General features: G+C 61.2%; 10 protein-coding genes. 6 read left to right on the top strand and 4 right to left on the bottom strand.

What is annotated here, in order from left to right; translation table 11 throughout:
- Positions 1–186 precede the first annotated feature (186 nt).
- Both M5G18_RS00050 and M5G18_RS00045 read left to right on the top strand, forming a co-directional pair.
- Positions 187–2268: a putative bifunctional diguanylate cyclase/phosphodiesterase gene (locus M5G18_RS00050; RefSeq protein ID WP_273898624.1), complete on the top strand. Its 2082-nt coding sequence runs from the start codon at positions 187–189 to the stop codon at positions 2266–2268.
- An 85-nt stretch (positions 2269–2353) separates the two neighbouring features.
- Positions 2354–3100: an SDR family oxidoreductase gene (locus M5G18_RS00045; RefSeq protein WP_273898625.1), complete on the top strand. Its 747-nt coding sequence runs from the start codon at positions 2354–2356 to the stop codon at positions 3098–3100.
- Positions 3101–3250: 150 nt separating this feature from the next.
- On the opposite strand, the gene mapR is transcribed toward M5G18_RS00045, so the two are convergent.
- The 3 genes from mapR to M5G18_RS00030 all read right to left on the bottom strand — a co-directional run bounded on the left by mapR (position 3251) and on the right by M5G18_RS00030 (position 6947).
- Positions 3251–4660 (bottom strand): GntR family transcriptional regulator MpaR, encoded by a 1410-nt coding sequence (gene mapR / locus M5G18_RS00040; protein ID WP_039772397.1) that lies wholly within the window; start codon positions 4658–4660, stop codon positions 3251–3253.
- A 412-nt stretch (positions 4661–5072) separates the two neighbouring features.
- Entirely contained in the window at positions 5073–6503 is a 1431-nt protein-coding gene (gene ccoG / locus M5G18_RS00035; protein WP_262161666.1) for a cytochrome c oxidase accessory protein CcoG, read from the bottom strand.
- A gap of 195 nt (positions 6504–6698) precedes the next feature.
- Complete coding sequence (locus tag M5G18_RS00030; protein ID WP_007952135.1) at positions 6699–6947, bottom strand: DUF3203 family protein; 249 nt, start codon at positions 6945–6947, stop codon at positions 6699–6701.
- 123 nt (positions 6948–7070) lie between these two features.
- Between M5G18_RS00030 and M5G18_RS00025 the strand changes: the two genes are divergently transcribed.
- Positions 7071–7577, top strand: a complete 507-nt coding sequence (locus tag M5G18_RS00025; protein ID WP_262192505.1) for an MgtC/SapB family protein — start codon at positions 7071–7073, stop codon at positions 7575–7577.
- On the opposite strand, the gene M5G18_RS00020 is transcribed toward M5G18_RS00025, so the two are convergent.
- Positions 7578–7736, bottom strand: a complete 159-nt coding sequence (locus M5G18_RS00020; protein ID WP_273900176.1) for a hypothetical protein — start codon at positions 7734–7736, stop codon at positions 7578–7580.
- Positions 7737–7954: 218 nt separating this feature from the next.
- Between M5G18_RS00020 and M5G18_RS00015 the strand changes: the two genes are divergently transcribed.
- Genes M5G18_RS00015 through glgB form a run of 3 tightly spaced genes read left to right on the top strand, consistent with a single transcriptional unit; the run spans position 7955 to position 15593 of the window.
- Positions 7955–9952, top strand: coding sequence for an alpha-1,4-glucan--maltose-1-phosphate maltosyltransferase (locus M5G18_RS00015; RefSeq protein ID WP_273900177.1), 1998 nt, complete (start codon positions 7955–7957; stop codon positions 9950–9952).
- 56 nt (positions 9953–10008) lie between these two features.
- Positions 10009–13350 (top strand): maltose alpha-D-glucosyltransferase, encoded by a 3342-nt coding sequence (gene treS / locus M5G18_RS00010; protein WP_273900178.1) that lies wholly within the window; start codon positions 10009–10011, stop codon positions 13348–13350.
- A gap of 2 nt (positions 13351–13352) precedes the next feature.
- Entirely contained in the window at positions 13353–15593 is a 2241-nt protein-coding gene (gene glgB / locus M5G18_RS00005) for a 1,4-alpha-glucan branching protein GlgB (RefSeq protein ID WP_179695152.1), read from the top strand.
- The last annotated feature ends 53 nt before the right edge of the window (positions 15594–15646 follow it).

Below are 15646 nucleotides of genomic sequence, written 5' to 3'. Positions count from 1 at the left end.
AGAGCCGGTAACGATCTTCTCAAGACCCTGAATTAGAGCCTTGTCAGACGATCAAACAAGCGTTTCATCGGGTTGATGGCCATTTGATTACTTTGTCAGTGCGTTCTTCTGTGCAATCAGTACAATCGGCGCATTTGGCCCCGCTGAGAACGGACGCAGTACGGCGGGGTGGTCACGAGAATTCTCATGCTCATCGGTAGCTATTCCTTCACGCTGGTTTTCATTTCGCTGTGTGTGGCGATCCTCGCTTCCTACACCGCGCTCGATCTCACCGGGCGCATTGCCACTGCCAAGGGCCGCGCCGTGCATTTATGGACGGCCGGCGGGGCGTTTGCCATGGGCATCGGCGTCTGGTCGATGCACTTCATTGGCATGCTGGCGTTCAAGCTGCCGATCAGCCTCGGTTACGACATTTCGATCACAGCGCTCTCATTGCTGATCGCCGTGCTGTCCTGCGGTTTTGCCCTGTGGCTGGTCAGCCAGCCGAAACTGCCGGCCTGGCAACTGGCCTTTGGCGCATTGATCATGGGCGCCGGCATCAGCGCGATGCATTACACCGGCATGGCCGCGATGCGCATGCAACCGGGCATCGACTACGATCCGACACTGTTCGGCGCCTCGCTGTTGATCGCCGTTGGCGCTTCGGCGGCAGCGTTGTGGATCGCCTTTCGTCTGCGTCAGCAGTCACCTTACGTGCGGTTGTTCCGTGCCGGGGCGGCGATTGTCATGGGCGTGGCGATTGTCGGCATGCATTACACCGGCATGGCGGCGGCGCGGTTTCCCGACGGCAGTTTTTGCGGTGCGGCACTCAGCGGCCTCAACGGCAACGGCCTCGACAATCTGGTGCTGATCACCACGCTGGCGGTACTGGCCATCGCGTTGCTGACCTCGATTCTCGACGCGCGCCTCGAAGCCCGCACCGCTGATCTCGCCCATTCGTTGACCGTGGCCAACCGCGAACTCACCCAACTGGCGCTGCACGACACCCTGACCGGCCTGCCGAACCGCATGTTGCTGGACGACCGGATCAATCAGGCGATGAAAAAGGTCAACGAGCAGGGCGGTTGCTTTGCTTTGATGTTCATCGATCTGGACGGCTTCAAACCGGTCAACGATGCTTTTGGTCACCACATGGGCGACCAGTTGCTGCGCGAAGTGGCGGTGCGCTTGCGTGAAGATTTGCGCAGCCTGGATACCCTGGCGCGGATCGGCGGCGATGAATTTGTCCTGCTGGTGCGCCTGACCGAACCCAACGATGCGCTGGGCCTGGCGGCGCGTCAGGTCGGCCTGATCGCGCAGTCGTTCCGGGTCGCCGAACATGAGCTGCAGATTTCCGCCAGCGTCGGCATCGCCCTGTACCCGGGCAACGGCCAGAGCGCCCAGGAACTGCTGATGAACGCCGACGCCGCGATGTACCACGCCAAGGGCGGCGGCAAGAACGGCTACAGCTTCTTCGACGCCTCGATGAACAGCAACGCGCGCAAACAACTGCAACTGTTGCAGGACTTGCGGGCGGCGCTGGAACACAGCGAGTTCAGCCTGCATTACCAACCCAAATTCCATGCGGCCGATGGTCGTCCGGTGGGTGCCGAAGCCTTGTTGCGCTGGGAACATCCGACCCACGGCATGCTGATGCCGGACAAGTTCATCGATCTGGCGGAGAAGACCGGGCTGATCATTCCGATTGGCGAGTGGGTGCTCAACGAAGCCTGCCGGCAGATGCGCGAGTGGTATGTGTTGGGTTACACCGACTGGCGGATTGCGGTGAACCTGTCGGCGTTGCAGTTCTGCCATTCAGGGCTGGTGCGCAGCGTGGCCAAGGCCCTGGCAACGCACCATTTGCCAGCCAACAGCCTGACCCTGGAAATCACCGAAACCACCGCCATGAGCGACGCCGACGCGAGCATGACGGTGCTGCAGGAGCTGTCCGACATGGGCGTCGACCTGTCCATCGACGACTTCGGCACTGGTTATTCGAGCCTGATGTACCTCAAGCGTCTGCCGGCCAACGAGCTGAAGATCGATCGCGGTTTCGTCCGCGATCTGGAACACGACAGCGATGACGCGGCTATCGTCTCGGCGATCGTTGCCCTCGGTCAGGCGCTGGGGCTGCGCATCGTGGCTGAAGGTGTGGAGACCGATTCGCAGCAGGATTTCCTGACGCAACTGGGCTGCGATTCGCTGCAAGGTTATCTGCTCGGTCACCCGATGCCGGCGGATCGCTTCCTGCAGGACATCGTGCGCGGCAAACCATTGGCGGTGAGCTGAGTCACTAATCGCAGGTCATGCAAAACCCTGCAATGACGGTTATTCTTGCCCCGACTGTTACGTGTGCATCGGGGGAAAGGCCAGCATGGATAAAGTCATTGTGATCACCGGCGGCGGTCGTGGAATCGGCGCCGCCACTGCGTTGTTGGCTGCCGAGCAAGGCTACCGGATCTGCATCAATTACCAGACGGACGAACAGGCGGCGCACCACGTGCTCGATCAGGTGCGTGAGCGCGGGGCAACGGCCATCGCCGTGCGTGCCGACGTCAGTATCGAAGACGAAGTGATCGCGCTGTTTCAGCGGGTCGATAGCGAACTGGGCCGCGTCACCGCCTTGGTGAACAACGCCGGCACCGTGGGGCAAAAGTCCCGGGTCGACGAAATGTCCGAATTCCGCATCCTCAAAATCATGAAAACCAACGTCCTGGCGCCGATCCTCTGCGCCAAGCACGCGATCCTGCGCATGTCGCCCAAACACGGCGGGCAGGGTGGCAGCATCGTCAACGTCTCTTCGGTCGCCGCGCGGTTGGGCTCGCCCAATGAGTACGTCGATTACGCCGCGTCCAAAGGCGCGCTGGATACGTTTACCATCGGCCTGTCCAAGGAAGTGGCGGGCGAGGGGATTCGGGTGAACGCAGTGCGTCCGGGTTACATCTATACCGATTTCCATGCGTTGAGCGGCGATCCGGATCGGGTCAGCAAGCTGGAGTCGGCGATTCCGATGGCCCGGGGCGGGCGGCCGGATGAAGTGGCGGAGGCGATTGTTTGGTTGTTGTCGGACAAGGCTTCGTATGCGACCGGGACCTTTGTCGATCTCGGCGGCGGGCGTTAACTCCTGAAAGTTGTGTTGCCCGTTCTGGCCTCATCGCTGGCAAGCCAGCTCCCACAGTGATTGATGTGAACCGCAGTTTTTGTGAACGACGGTGAACCCTGTGGGAGCTGGCTTGCCAGCGATAGCGCCAGTGCAATCGACATCGATTGGTCAGAACGACCGCACAATCCGCCCCAACGTTTCCATCGCTTTCTCCGCATCCTCGGTCCACGGGCTGCCGTAGTTCAAACGGATGCAATTGCGAAAGCGCTGAGTCGGCGAAAAAATCGGCCCCGGCGCAATGCTGATGCCCTGCGCCAGCGCCATCTGAAACAACTTCAACGAATCCATCTGCGGTGGCAGTTCCAGCCAAAGGAAGTAACCGCCGGCCGGTTGGCTGACGCGCGTCTGCGCCGGGAAATAACGGGCGATGGCGGCTAGCATCGCGCTTTGCTGTTCTTCCAGGGCGTAGCGCAGTTTGCGCAGGTGGCGGTCGTAGCCGCCGTGTTGCAGGTAGTCGGCGATGGCTGCTTGGGCCGGCATTGAGGCGCACAGCGAGGTCATCAGTTTCAGTCGTTCGATCTTTTGCGCGTAGCGGCCGGCGGCGACCCAGCCGATGCGGTAGCCGGGGGCCAGGCTCTTGGCGAACGAGCCGCAATGCATTACCAGACCTTCGGTGTCGAAGGCCTTGGCCGGTTTCGGCGCCTGCTGGCCGTAATAGAGTTCGGCGTAGACGTCGTCTTCGATCAGCGGCACCTGATGCTGTTTCAGCAGTTCCACCAGCTCCTGTTTCTTGGCCTCGGGCATGGTCGCGCCCATCGGGTTCTGGAAACTGGTCATGCACCAGCAGGCCTTGATCGGATGCCGCTCGAGCGTCTGGGCGAGCACGCCGAGGTCGATACCGTCGCGTGGGTGCACGGGGATTTCCACGGCTTTGAGTTTCAGGCGTTCCAGCACTTGCAGGCTGGCGTAGAACGCCGGGGCTTCGATGGCCACCAGATCACCGGGTTCGGTCACGGCTTGCAGGCACAGGTTCAGCGCTTCGAGGGCGCCGTTGGTGATCAGCAGTTCTTCCATCGGCAGCATCAGCCCGCCGACCATGTAGCGCAGGGCGATCTGCCGGCGCAGTTGCGGGTTGCCCGGCGACATGTCGGTGACCACCATGCGCGGGTCCATTTCCCGGGCGGCGCTGGCCAGTGACCGGGACAGACGTTGCAGGGGGAACAGGGTCGGGCTGGGGAATGCCGAGCCGAAGGGTACGGTGCTGGGGTCTTTGATTGACTCGAGTACCGAGAACACCAGCTCGCTGACGTCGACCTTGGTGGACTCGTTGACCTGGCTGCTGATCACTGGCTCCGAGAACGGGCTCGGGGCGTGGGTGTTGACGAAGTAGCCGGAGCGCGGACGGGCGCGGATCAGGCCGCGGCGTTCCAGCAGGTAATACGCCTGGAATACCGTGGACGGGCTGACGCCGTAAGTCTGGCTCGCGTAGCGCACCGACGGCACCCGCTGACCGGGGCCGAGGACGCCGGAGCGGATCAGTTCAGCGATGTCGTCGGCGAATTTTTCGTAGCGTTTCATCGGGGGCCTTGGTGCGTGGTGTTTGATGTTTTTGTGGTGGGTCAGTGGCATCAGCCCTCACCCTAGCCCTCTCCCGGAGGGAGAGGGGACTGATCGGGGGATGCTGCAGAGTTACATCGACCTGATCGTGCTGCTGTGAATCCATAATCGACCCGGTTTTTCAGGTCGATGTGTAGCGCGAGACATCGCAGCCGGCTCCCTCTCTTGGAGGGAGAGGGGACTGATCGTGGGATGCTTCAGAGTTACATCGACCTGATCGTGCTGCTGTGAATCCATAATCGACTCGGTATTTCAGGTCGATGTATAACGCCAGACATCGCGGTCGGCTCCCTCTCCCTCCGGGAGAGGGCTGGGGTGAGGGCCAATCGCACTGACACACCACAACCCTTGGAACCGCCGCCATCTTAAAGCCTCACCGATTCATCGGCGCAACAAACCGGCTCTTCGCCACGCTATAAATCTCTGGCTCATCACTGTCGGCAATCTTGAAACTCAAGGTCTGCGAGCTGCTGGCCGCACGTTCCGTGGTCATTGCCACCGACACCGGCACATCGACAATTTCGCCCGGTGCCAGGCTCAGTTCGGTCTTGCCTTGCAGCTGGAAGCCTTCACCGTCGACCAACGTCAGGTTGTAGTCCTGGCGCTGCTGGGTCTTGTTGATGACCTTGAGGGTGTAGATGTTTTCAATCTGGCCCTGACCGTTCTCACGGAACAGGCCACGATCCTTGGTCACGTCCAGCGACACCATCGGCCGTTCGACCAACGCCAGGGCGAGGGCGCCTATCATCACCACCAGCACCGCGACGTAGCCGATCAGTCTCGGGCGCAGCAGATGCGTCTTGCCACCCTGCAACTCACGCTCGGAGGTATAGCGAATCAGGCCTCGGGCGTAATTCATCTTGTCCATGATCGAGTCGCAGGCATCGATGCACGCCGCGCAGCCGATGCATTCCATTTGCAGGCCGTCGCGGATGTCGATACCGGTCGGGCAGACCTGCACGCACAACTGGCAGTCGATGCAATCACCGAGGCCGGCTTCGGCCGGTTTCACCTCGCGTTTGCGCGGGCCACGGTTTTCGCCACGGGCCACGTCGTAGGAAATCGCCAGCGTGTCCTTGTCGAACATCACGCTCTGGAATCGCGCATACGGGCACATGTGCATGCACACTGCCTCACGCAGCCAGCCGGCATTGATGTAAGTGGCGGCGGTAAAGAACAGCACCCAGAACAGGCTGACACCGCCGATCTGCAAGGTCAGCAGCTCTTCGGCCAGCGGACGGATCGGGGTGAAGTAGCCGACAAAGGTCAGACCAGTCAGCACGCTGATCGCCAGCCACAGCGTGTGCTTGGCCGCACGCCGCGCCAGTTTGTTCAAGCTCCAGGGCGCCGCTTGCAGCTTGATCCGCTGATTGCGTTCGCCTTCGGTGATCTTCTCGCACCACATGAAGATCCACGTCCACGAGCTCTGCGGGCAGGTGTAACCACACCAGACCCGGCCGGCGAACACGGTAATCGCGAACAGGCCGAACGCGGCGATGATCAGCAGCGCCGACAGCAGAATGAAATCCTGCGGCCAGAAGGTCGCGCCAAAGATGTGGAACTTGCTTTCGGAAAGGTCCCAGAGCACCGCCTGACGTCCGCCCCAGTTCAGCCATACCGTGCCGAAAAACAACAGGAACAGAAACCCCGCGCCGCTCATGCGCAAGGTGCGGAACAGGCCGGTGAAGCTGCGGGTGAAAATCTGGTTGTCGCTGGTGGCGTGTTTCGCCTTCATTGGGCGCGCCGGTACTTTTTTTATCTGGGGAGATGCTTCTACGGTTCGGACGGGGATTCGTTCGCTCATGGTCGTTCGCTCATCAGCCTCCATCAGGCCAGGGAACTATGAGCGCCGATCTGTTTGCATAACAGACTCAGGTATTTCAATAAAAAGCGTATCAGATGGGTTTTGTGGCAAAGCCTGCGACAACTTGAAGCAGCCCGCAGGTCAAGGCGCAGATGCCTATCCCAGACGCCTGCGCCGGTTGTTGATCGAGGTCAGTCAAATCACCGAATCACTGTCGTCGGCCTTCAGGTGTTTGCGTCCATCCCGGGCGCCTGCGACGGTCAATGCATCAGCTTCGGCCTCGGTGACGTAGATGCGCCGTCCTTCCACTTCGACGAACGACATGGCTTTTTCGCTATCTGTCCTGACTTCCAGCGTGTCGCAGATCCGAATCTCTTCACCATTTTCAACGGTAAAAAAACAGACTTTCGATTCCGGATTGCTTTCATCGATACGAAGGGGCATGGGGCTGTCCTTTTTCACAGGGGATCTGAACAGTTAGGGTGCGCGGTTTTGCAGATCGTTCTACGCAACCGATTAATGGTCGGTGCTGTCCACCCTCTATGACCTCCTGATAAGGACTGCACGATGAACGCCTGGTGGCATGAAGTGTGGGAAACCCTGCAAGCGGAGTTCGCCGACATCGGCGATGCATCGCAGCTGACGCGAATCACCGTGCGCCTGCTGATGGCAGCGATATTGGGCGGAATTCTCGGATTCGAGCGCGAACACAAGGGCAAGGCCGCCGGGGTGCGAACGCACATGCTGGTGGCGCTTGGTGCGGCGCTGTTCGTGCTGGTGCCGCAATTGTCCGGTTCCCAAGCCGACGCGATGAGCCGGGTGGTGCAGGGCGTGATTGCCGGGATCGGCTTTCTCGGCGCCGGCACCATCCTCAAGAACCACGAAGGTGACGAAGGCCACGTCAAAGGCCTGACCACCGCCGCCGGTTTGTGGATGACCGCCGCCATCGGCGTCGCGGCCGGTCTGGGCCGCGAGGCGACGGCAGTGCTCAGTACGTTGCTGGCGTTGGGGATTTTCAGCGTGATGCCGAGGATCGTGAAAATCTTTGAAAAAGATAATGACGATCCTCGTTGATCAAACGATCACCGGCGGCATGGTCGTCGGTGGTTCTTCCTTGGGCGGTGGCGTGGTGCCAGGCGGTTCCTGTTCGGGGAACGGCTGCGGCTCGGTCTCGGGCAGGACCGGTTTGTCGATGTTCGGATCAGGTGTTTCGGCCGGAATCGGAATTGTCATCGGGTGAACCTCCGTGTGGCACTTGGCGTGGGAAGTGCTTAAGTGGGTTGACCACTTCACTGCGAAATCGATCCGATTTTGTGGCGGGGCAAATCCCTGTGAACTTTTCCCGGTATGGGTCGCTCGGAACCTGAGAGAGTTCATCGCCGGGCGCAGGCCCGGTCGTGACCGCCAAACAGGCAAACGAGCGTCCTTGGGGCGTTAAGGAGAGATGCTCAATGACTGCTGAAAAACCCTCCGAACTGAGCTACAACCCGCACATGCCGCTGTCGCAGGCCTTGCTGCTGCCGCGCATCGTCATTGAAAACACCGCGCCGACCCTCGACGGCGGACAGTTTGCCGTCAAGGCGATTGCCGGCCGGGAGATCGTGGTCACCAGCAAGGTGTTTGCCGACGGTCACGACAAGCTGGCGGTGCGCATTCGCTGGCGCGAAGAGGGCGATGAGACCTGGCAGACCGAAGTCATGAGCGATCAGGGCAACAACGGCTGGCGCGGCGTATTTCAGCCGCAACGCATGGGCCGCTATCTGTTCCTGATCGAAGCGTGGATCGACCAGTTCGCCAGTTTTCAGTACGAACTGGAGAAGAAACACACCGCCGCCGTCCCGGTCAGCCTCGAGCTGCAAGAGGGGCGCACCATGGTGCAGCAGGCCGCCGAGCGCAGCGAAGGTCAGTTGAGCGAACAACTGGCCGGCTTGCATCACGAATTGTCCGGCCTGCTCGAAACCGAGCAGGTCGCGTTGTTTCTGCACTCGCGCAGTGCGCAACTGATGGCCGAGGCCGATCATCGCGCCTATCTGAGCCTCAGCCCGGAATTCCCGGTGGACGTCGAGCGCGAACTGGCGGAATTCGCCAGCTGGTATGAACTGTTTCCCCGCTCGATCACTGACGATCCCGCCCGCCACGGCACCTTCAATGACGTGCACTCGCGCCTGCCGATGATTCAGGACATGGGCTTCGACGTGTTGTACTTCACGCCGATCCACCCGATTGGCCGCAGCCATCGCAAAGGTCGCAACAATTCCTTGACCGCCGGCCCGGATGATCCTGGCAGCCCGTATGCGATCGGCAGCGAGGAGGGTGGCCACGAAGCGATTCACTCACAGCTCGGCACCCGCGAGGACTTCCGCCGGCTGGTGGCTGCTGCCGCTGACCATGGTCTGGAAATCGCCCTCGACTTCGCGATCCAGTGTTCCCAGGATCACCCGTGGCTCAAGCAGCATCCGGGCTGGTTCAACTGGCGGCCGGACGGCACGATCAAATACGCGGAGAACCCGCCGAAGAAATACCAGGACATCGTCAACGTCGACTTCTATGCGCCGGAAGCGATTCCGAGCCTGTGGGTCGAGCTGCGCGACATCGTGGTCGGCTGGGTGCAGGAGGGCGTGAAGATCTTTCGCGTCGATAACCCGCACACCAAGCCGCTGCCGTTCTGGCAATGGCTGATCGCCGACGTGCGCACGCTTTACCCGGAAGTGATCTTCCTCGCCGAGGCCTTCACCACCCCGGCGATGATGGCGCGGCTGGGCAAGGTCGGTTACACCCAGAGCTACACCTATTTCACCTGGCGCAACACCAAGGCCGAACTGGCGACCTATTTCAGCGAACTCAATGAATCGCCGTGGCGCGAGTGCTACCGGCCGAATTTCTTCGTCAACACGCCGGACATCAACCCGGCGTTCCTGCATGAATCGGGACGTCCCGGATTTCTCATCCGCGCGGCGCTGGCAACCATGGGTTCGGGCCTGTGGGGCATGTATTCGGGGTTCGAACTGTGCGAATCGGCGCCGGTGCCGGGCAAGGAGGAATACCTCGATTCCGAGAAGTACGAGATCCGCGTCCGCGACTTCAACCAGCCCGGCAACATCATTGCCGAGATCGCCCAGCTCAACCGCATCCGCCGCCAGAACCCGGCGCTGCACAGCCATCTGGGCCTGAAGATCTACAACGCCTGGAACGACAACATTCTGTATTTCGGCAAGCGCAGCGCGGACGGCAGCAACTTCATTCTGGTGGCCGTCAGCCTCGATCCGCATAACGTGCAGGAGGCGAATTTCGAGCTGCCGCTGTGGGAAATGGGCCTGCCGGACGATGCCACCACCCACGGCGAAGACCTGATGAACGGCCATCGCTGGGACTGGCACGGCAAGTACCAGTTCATGCGGATCGACCCGGCTTACCAGCCGTTCGGAATCTGGCGGATCACCGCCGCTTGAGCTTTTGAAATCAGCCCCTGTGGCGAGGGCATCAGCGAATTGAACAGGAGTTTCACATGGCGAAGAAACCCAAGTCAGCCACCTTCATCAAGGATCCGCTCTGGTACAAGGACGCGGTTATCTATCAAGTTCACGTTAAATCCTTTTTCGACTCCAACAACGACGGGATCGGCGACTTTCCCGGCCTGATCGCCAAACTCGACTACATCGCCGAACTCGGCGTCAATACCATCTGGCTGTTGCCGTTCTACCCCTCGCCACGCCGTGACGACGGTTACGACATTGCCGAATACCGTGGCGTACACAGCGATTACGGGACGATGGCCGATGCCAAGCGATTCATTGCCGAAGCGCACAAGCGTGGGTTGCGGGTGATCACTGAGCTGGTCATCAACCACACCTCGGATCAGCACCCGTGGTTCCAGCGGGCGCGCAAGGCCAAGCCCGGCTCGGCGGCGCGGGACTTCTACGTGTGGTCGGATGACGACCAGAAATACGACGGCACCCGGATCATTTTCCTCGACACCGAAAAGTCCAACTGGACCTGGGACCCGGTGGCCGGCCAGTATTTCTGGCACCGCTTCTATTCGCACCAGCCAGACCTCAATTTCGACAACCCGCAAGTCATGAAAGCCGTGCTGTCGGTGATGCGTTACTGGCTGGACATGGGCATCGATGGCCTGCGCCTGGACGCGATTCCGTACCTGATCGAGCGTGACGGCACCAACAACGAAAACCTTCCGGAAACCCACGACGTCCTCAAGCAGATCCGCGCCGAAATCGATGCCAACTACCCGGATCGCATGCTGTTGGCCGAAGCCAATCAATGGCCGGAAGACACCCAGCTGTACTTCGGTGACACCGACGCCGAGGGCGTGAATGGTGATGAATGCCACATGGCGTTCCATTTCCCGCTGATGCCGCGCATGTACATGGCGCTGGCCCAGGAGGATCGCTTCCCGATCACCGACATCCTGCGCCAGACCCCGGAGATTCCGGCCAATTGCCAATGGGCGATCTTCCTGCGCAACCACGATGAACTGACGCTGGAGATGGTCACCGACAAGGAACGCGACTACCTGTGGAATTACTACGCCGCCGACCGTCGCGCGCGGATCAACCTCGGCATCCGCCGGCGTCTGGCACCGTTGATGGAGCGCGACCGCCGGCGCATCGAATTGCTCAACAGCCTGCTGCTGTCGATGCCCGGCACGCCGACCCTGTATTACGGCGATGAAATCGGCATGGGCGACAACATCTACCTCGGCGACCGCGACGGCGTGCGTACGCCGATGCAATGGTCGATCGACCGCAACGGCGGATTCTCCCGCGCCGACCCGGCCAGTCTGGTGCTGCCGCCGATCATGGACCCGCAATACGGCTATCAGTCGGTCAACGTCGAAACCCAGGCCGGCGATCCGCATTCGCTGCTGAATTGGACCCGGCGCCTGCTGACCGTGCGCAAGCAATCCAAGGCATTCGGTCGCGGCACCTTGAAGATGCTGTCGCCGGCCAACCGTCGCGTGCTGGCCTACACCCGCGAATACACCGGACCGGACGGCAAGCATGAAACGATTCTGTGCGTGGCCAACGTGTCGCGCAGCGCACAAGCGGTGGAGCTCGACCTGTCGGCCTACGTCGGCATGGTGCCGGTGGAGATGCTCGGCGGTAACGCGTTCCCACCCATCGGCCAGTTGAGTTTCCTGCTGACCTTGCCGCCTTACGGCTTCTACTGGTTCGGCCTGGCGGCGGAAAACCAGATGCCGAGCTGGCACGTCGAGCCGGCGCAGAGCCTGCCGGACTTCACCACGCTGGTGCTGAAAAAGCGCATGGAAGAACTGCTCGAAGCGCCGTCCCGCGCCACCCTCGAACAGGCGATCCTGCCGAACTGGCTGCAGAACCGCCGCTGGTTCGCCGGCAAGGACGCCGCCATCGACCAGGTGAAGCTGGCCTACGGCGTGCGCTTCGGCGACGCGCAGCATCCGGTGCTGTTCAGCGAAATCGAAGTGCAGAGCGGCGGGCAGACCAGCCGTTATCAATTGCCGTTCGGCTTCATTGCCGAAGATCAGGTCGGGCCGGCGTTGCCGCAGCAACTGGCCTTGGCGCGAGTGCGCCGGGTGCGTCAGGTCGGGTTGATCACCGATGCCTTCAGTCTTGAAGCGTTCATTCGCGCGGTGTTGCAAGGCATGCAGGGCGGTACGGTGCTGGAATCCAGTGAGGGCGAGATCCGTTTCGAGGCGACGCCACAACTGGAAAAACTCGGCCTCGGTGCGGAGTCCGAAGTGCGCTATCTGTCCGCCGAGCAATCCAACAGTTCGGTGGTGATCGGCAACAGTCTGGTGCTCAAGCTGATTCGAAAAGTCGCTTCCGGCGTACACCCGGAACTGGAGATGAGTGCTTACCTGACGGCGGCCGGATTTGCCAATATCTCCCCGCTGCTCGGCTCGGTGATTCGCCGCGACGGTAAGGGCGAAGACAACCTACTGATGATTGCGCAGGGTTATCTGAGCAATCAGGGCGACGCCTGGGAATGGACGCAGAACAACCTCGAACGGGCGCTGCGTGACGAACTGGCCGACGCTGTTTCCGAACAGGCGCAGCACTACAACGCCTTGGGTGAACTGAAGGATTTCGCCGGCATGCTCGGCCAGCGTCTGGGGGAAATGCATCAGGTGCTGGCAGCGCCGAGCGACAACAAGGACTTCGCGCCGCAGGTCAGTTCGGCCAAGGATGCGCAGGCGACGGGCAAGGATGTCGTGGCGCAGGTCGAGCATGCGTTGAAGTTGCTCAAGCAGCATCAGGGCGAACTCGATGCGGCGGATCAGAAGCTTGTTGCTCGGTTGCTCGACAACAAGAAAACCATTCTTGCCCACGTGCAGGAACTGGCCAGGCAATCCGCTGGCGGCTTGCGGATCCGCGTCCACGGCGATCTGCATTTGGGACAAGTGCTGGTGATCAAGGGCGACGCCTACCTGATCGACTTCGAAGGCGAACCGGCGCGGCCACTGGCCGAGCGCCGAGGCAAGCACAGTCCGTACAAGGACGTCAGTGGGGTGCTGCGCTCCTTCGATTACGCCGCCGCCATGGCCCTGAATGTGCACAACGTCGACAACAGCCCCGAGGCCGAAGCCGCGCGTCGGCGGGTTACGGAGCGTTACCTGCGTGAGGCCCGGGAAGCATTTCTCCAGGCATATCGCCAAGCGGCAGCTAGTCTTGATCATGCTTGGCAAGATCCTGAAGGTGCCGACGCCGCACTGGCGTTGTTCGGTCTGGAGAAAGCGGCCTACGAAGTGGCCTATGAAGCCGAAAATCGCCCCACCTGGCTGCCCGTGCCGCTGCACGGTCTGTATGGGTTATTGACGGGGCTCAAACCCTTTTCCGATCTTGGTGGAGAGTAGTCATGAGTTTCTCGAACAAGGAACAGGGTCACGTTAACGAACGATTGCTGCCCAGGGCGAAGGACATCGATGCCCTGGTGCGAGCAGAACACCACGACCCGTTTTCCATTCTCGGCCCCCACGGCGATGGTGCCGGCGGGCAGTTCATCCGGGCGTATTTGCCCGGCGCGTTGAGCGTCTCGGTGCTGGACCGGCACAGCGGGGAAGAGCGCGGTCCGCTGGAAGCGACGGAAACGCCGGGGCTGTTTGTCGGCCATTTCGACGACGCGCGGCCGTATCTGTTGCGCACCCGTTGGGCCGGTGGTGAGCAGGTTGCGGAAGATCCCTACAGCTTTGGCCAGTTGCTCGGTGAAATGGACTTGTATCTGTTCGCCGAAGGCAATCACCGCGACCTCAGCAGCTGCCTCGGCGCGCAGCTGAAAACCGTCGATGGTGTCGACGGTGTGCGCTTTGCCGTGTGGGCACCGAATGCCCGGCGGGTGTCGGTGGTCGGCGATTTCAACGTCTGGGACGGGCGGCGGCATCCGATGCGTCTGCGGCATCCGTCCGGGGTTTGGGAATTGTTCATTCCGCGCCTGCAGGCGGGTGATCTGTACAAGTACGAAATCCTCGGCGCCCACGGCATCCTGCCGCTCAAGGCCGACCCGATGGCGCTGGCCACCAGCCTGCCGCCGGACACCGCATCGAAAGTCGCCTCGCCGTTGCAGATCGACTGGCAGGATCAGGACTGGATGAGCAGCCGCCGCGAGCGCCAGCAGCACAATGCGCCGCTGTCGATCTATGAATTGCACGCCGGTTCCTGGCAGTGCGAGCTCGATGATCTGGGCGAAGTGGCTCGTCAATACACGTGGCCGGAGCTGGCCGAGCGTTTGATTCCGTATGTGAAGGAACTGGGTTTCACCCACATCGAACTGATGCCGATCATGGAGCACCCGTTCGGCGGTTCCTGGGGTTATCAGTTGCTGTCGCAATTCGCCCCGAGCGCGCGTTACGGCACGCCGGATGAATTCGCGGCGTTCATCAACGCCTGCCATCAGGCCGATATCGGCGTAATTCTCGACTGGGTGCCGGCACATTTTCCGACGGATACCCACGGTCTGGCGCAGTTCGATGGCACCGCGCTGTACGAGTACGGCAATCCGCTGGAAGGCTTCCACCAGGACTGGGACACGCTGATCTACAACCTCGGCCGCACCGAAGTGCATGGCTACATGCTGGCCTCGGCGCTGCACTGGTTGAAGCATTTCCATGTCGACGGTCTGCGGGTCGATGCGGTGGCGTCGATGCTCTATCGCGACTATTCGCGCAAGGCCGGCGAGTGGGTGCCCAATCGTCATGGCGGTCGCGAGAACCTGGAAGCCATCGATTTCCTGCGGCACTTGAACGACGTAGTGGCGCTGGAAGCACCGGGCGCGCTGGTGATCGCCGAAGAATCCACGGCGTGGCCGGGCGTCAGTCAGAGCACCCAACAGGGTGGTCTCGGTTTCGCTTACAAATGGAACATGGGCTGGATGCACGATTCGCTGCATTACATCCAGCAGGATCCGGTGTACCGCGCCCATCACCACAACGAGTTGAGTTTCGGCCTGGTCTACGCCTGGTCCGAGCGTTTCATCCTGCCGATTTCCCACGACGAGGTGGTGCACGGCAAGCATTCGCTGATCGACAAGATGCCCGGCGACCGCTGGCAGAAGTTCGCAAACCTGCGGGCTTATCTGAGTTTCATGTGGACCCATCCCGGCAAGAAGCTGCTGTTCATGGGCTGCGAGTTCGGTCAGTGGCGCGAGTGGAATCACGATCAGCAACTCGACTGGTATCTGCTGCAGTATTCGGAACACAAAGGCGTGCAGAAACTGGTCGGCGACCTCAACCGGCTCTACCGCGAAGAGCCGGCGCTGCACGAGCAGGACGATGCGCCGCAAGGCTTTCAGTGGTTGATCGGTGACGATGCGATCAACAGCGTTTACGCGTGGCTGCGCTGGAGCAAGGACGGAACGCCGGTGCTGGTGGTAGCCAACTTCACTCCGGTACCGCGCCAGTCTTATCGGGTGGGCGTGCCGTTTGCCGGGCGCTGGAAGGAATTGCTTAACAGTGACGCCGATACGTATGCCGGTTCCAATTATGGCAACGGGGGCGGGGCGTTCACCGAAGAGGTCGCCAGCCATGGGCAGGCGTTGTCGCTGGAGCTGAATTTGCCGCCGCTGGCGGTGTTGATCCTTAAACCTGAAGGCCCAAGCGCGTAACGGATCGCCACGACGTAGATCGTTCCCACGCTCTGGACTGCACCCCAAAGGTT

The organism is Pseudomonas aphyarum, from assembly GCF_028657055.1.
Taxonomy (GTDB): Bacteria; Pseudomonadota; Gammaproteobacteria; order Pseudomonadales; family Pseudomonadaceae; genus Aquipseudomonas; species Aquipseudomonas aphyarum.
Note: the sequence above shows the minus strand (reverse complement) of the source record. Positions and strands in the feature narration are given on the sequence as shown.

Excerpts from the sequence above, each read along its gene's own strand:
- M5G18_RS00025 (WP_262192505.1), top strand. The coding sequence starts at position 7,071 with ATGAACGCCTGGTGGCATGAAGTGTGGGAAACCCTGCAAGCGGAGTTC.
- glgB (WP_179695152.1), top strand. The coding sequence starts at position 13,353 with ATGAGTTTCTCGAACAAGGAACAGGGTCACGTTAACGAACGATTGCTG.
- M5G18_RS00020 (WP_273900176.1), bottom strand. The coding sequence starts at position 7,736 with ATGACAATTCCGATTCCGGCCGAAACACCTGATCCGAACATCGACAAA.
- M5G18_RS00045 (WP_273898625.1), top strand. The coding sequence starts at position 2,354 with ATGGATAAAGTCATTGTGATCACCGGCGGCGGTCGTGGAATCGGCGCC.
- mapR (WP_039772397.1), bottom strand. The coding sequence starts at position 4,660 with ATGAAACGCTACGAAAAATTCGCCGACGACATCGCTGAACTGATCCGC.
- M5G18_RS00050 (WP_273898624.1), top strand. The coding sequence starts at position 187 with ATGCTCATCGGTAGCTATTCCTTCACGCTGGTTTTCATTTCGCTGTGT.
- M5G18_RS00015 (WP_273900177.1), top strand. The coding sequence starts at position 7,955 with ATGACTGCTGAAAAACCCTCCGAACTGAGCTACAACCCGCACATGCCG.
- M5G18_RS00030 (WP_007952135.1), bottom strand. The coding sequence starts at position 6,947 with ATGCCCCTTCGTATCGATGAAAGCAATCCGGAATCGAAAGTCTGTTTT.
- treS (WP_273900178.1), top strand. The coding sequence starts at position 10,009 with ATGGCGAAGAAACCCAAGTCAGCCACCTTCATCAAGGATCCGCTCTGG.
- ccoG (WP_262161666.1), bottom strand. The coding sequence starts at position 6,503 with ATGAGCGAACGAATCCCCGTCCGAACCGTAGAAGCATCTCCCCAGATA.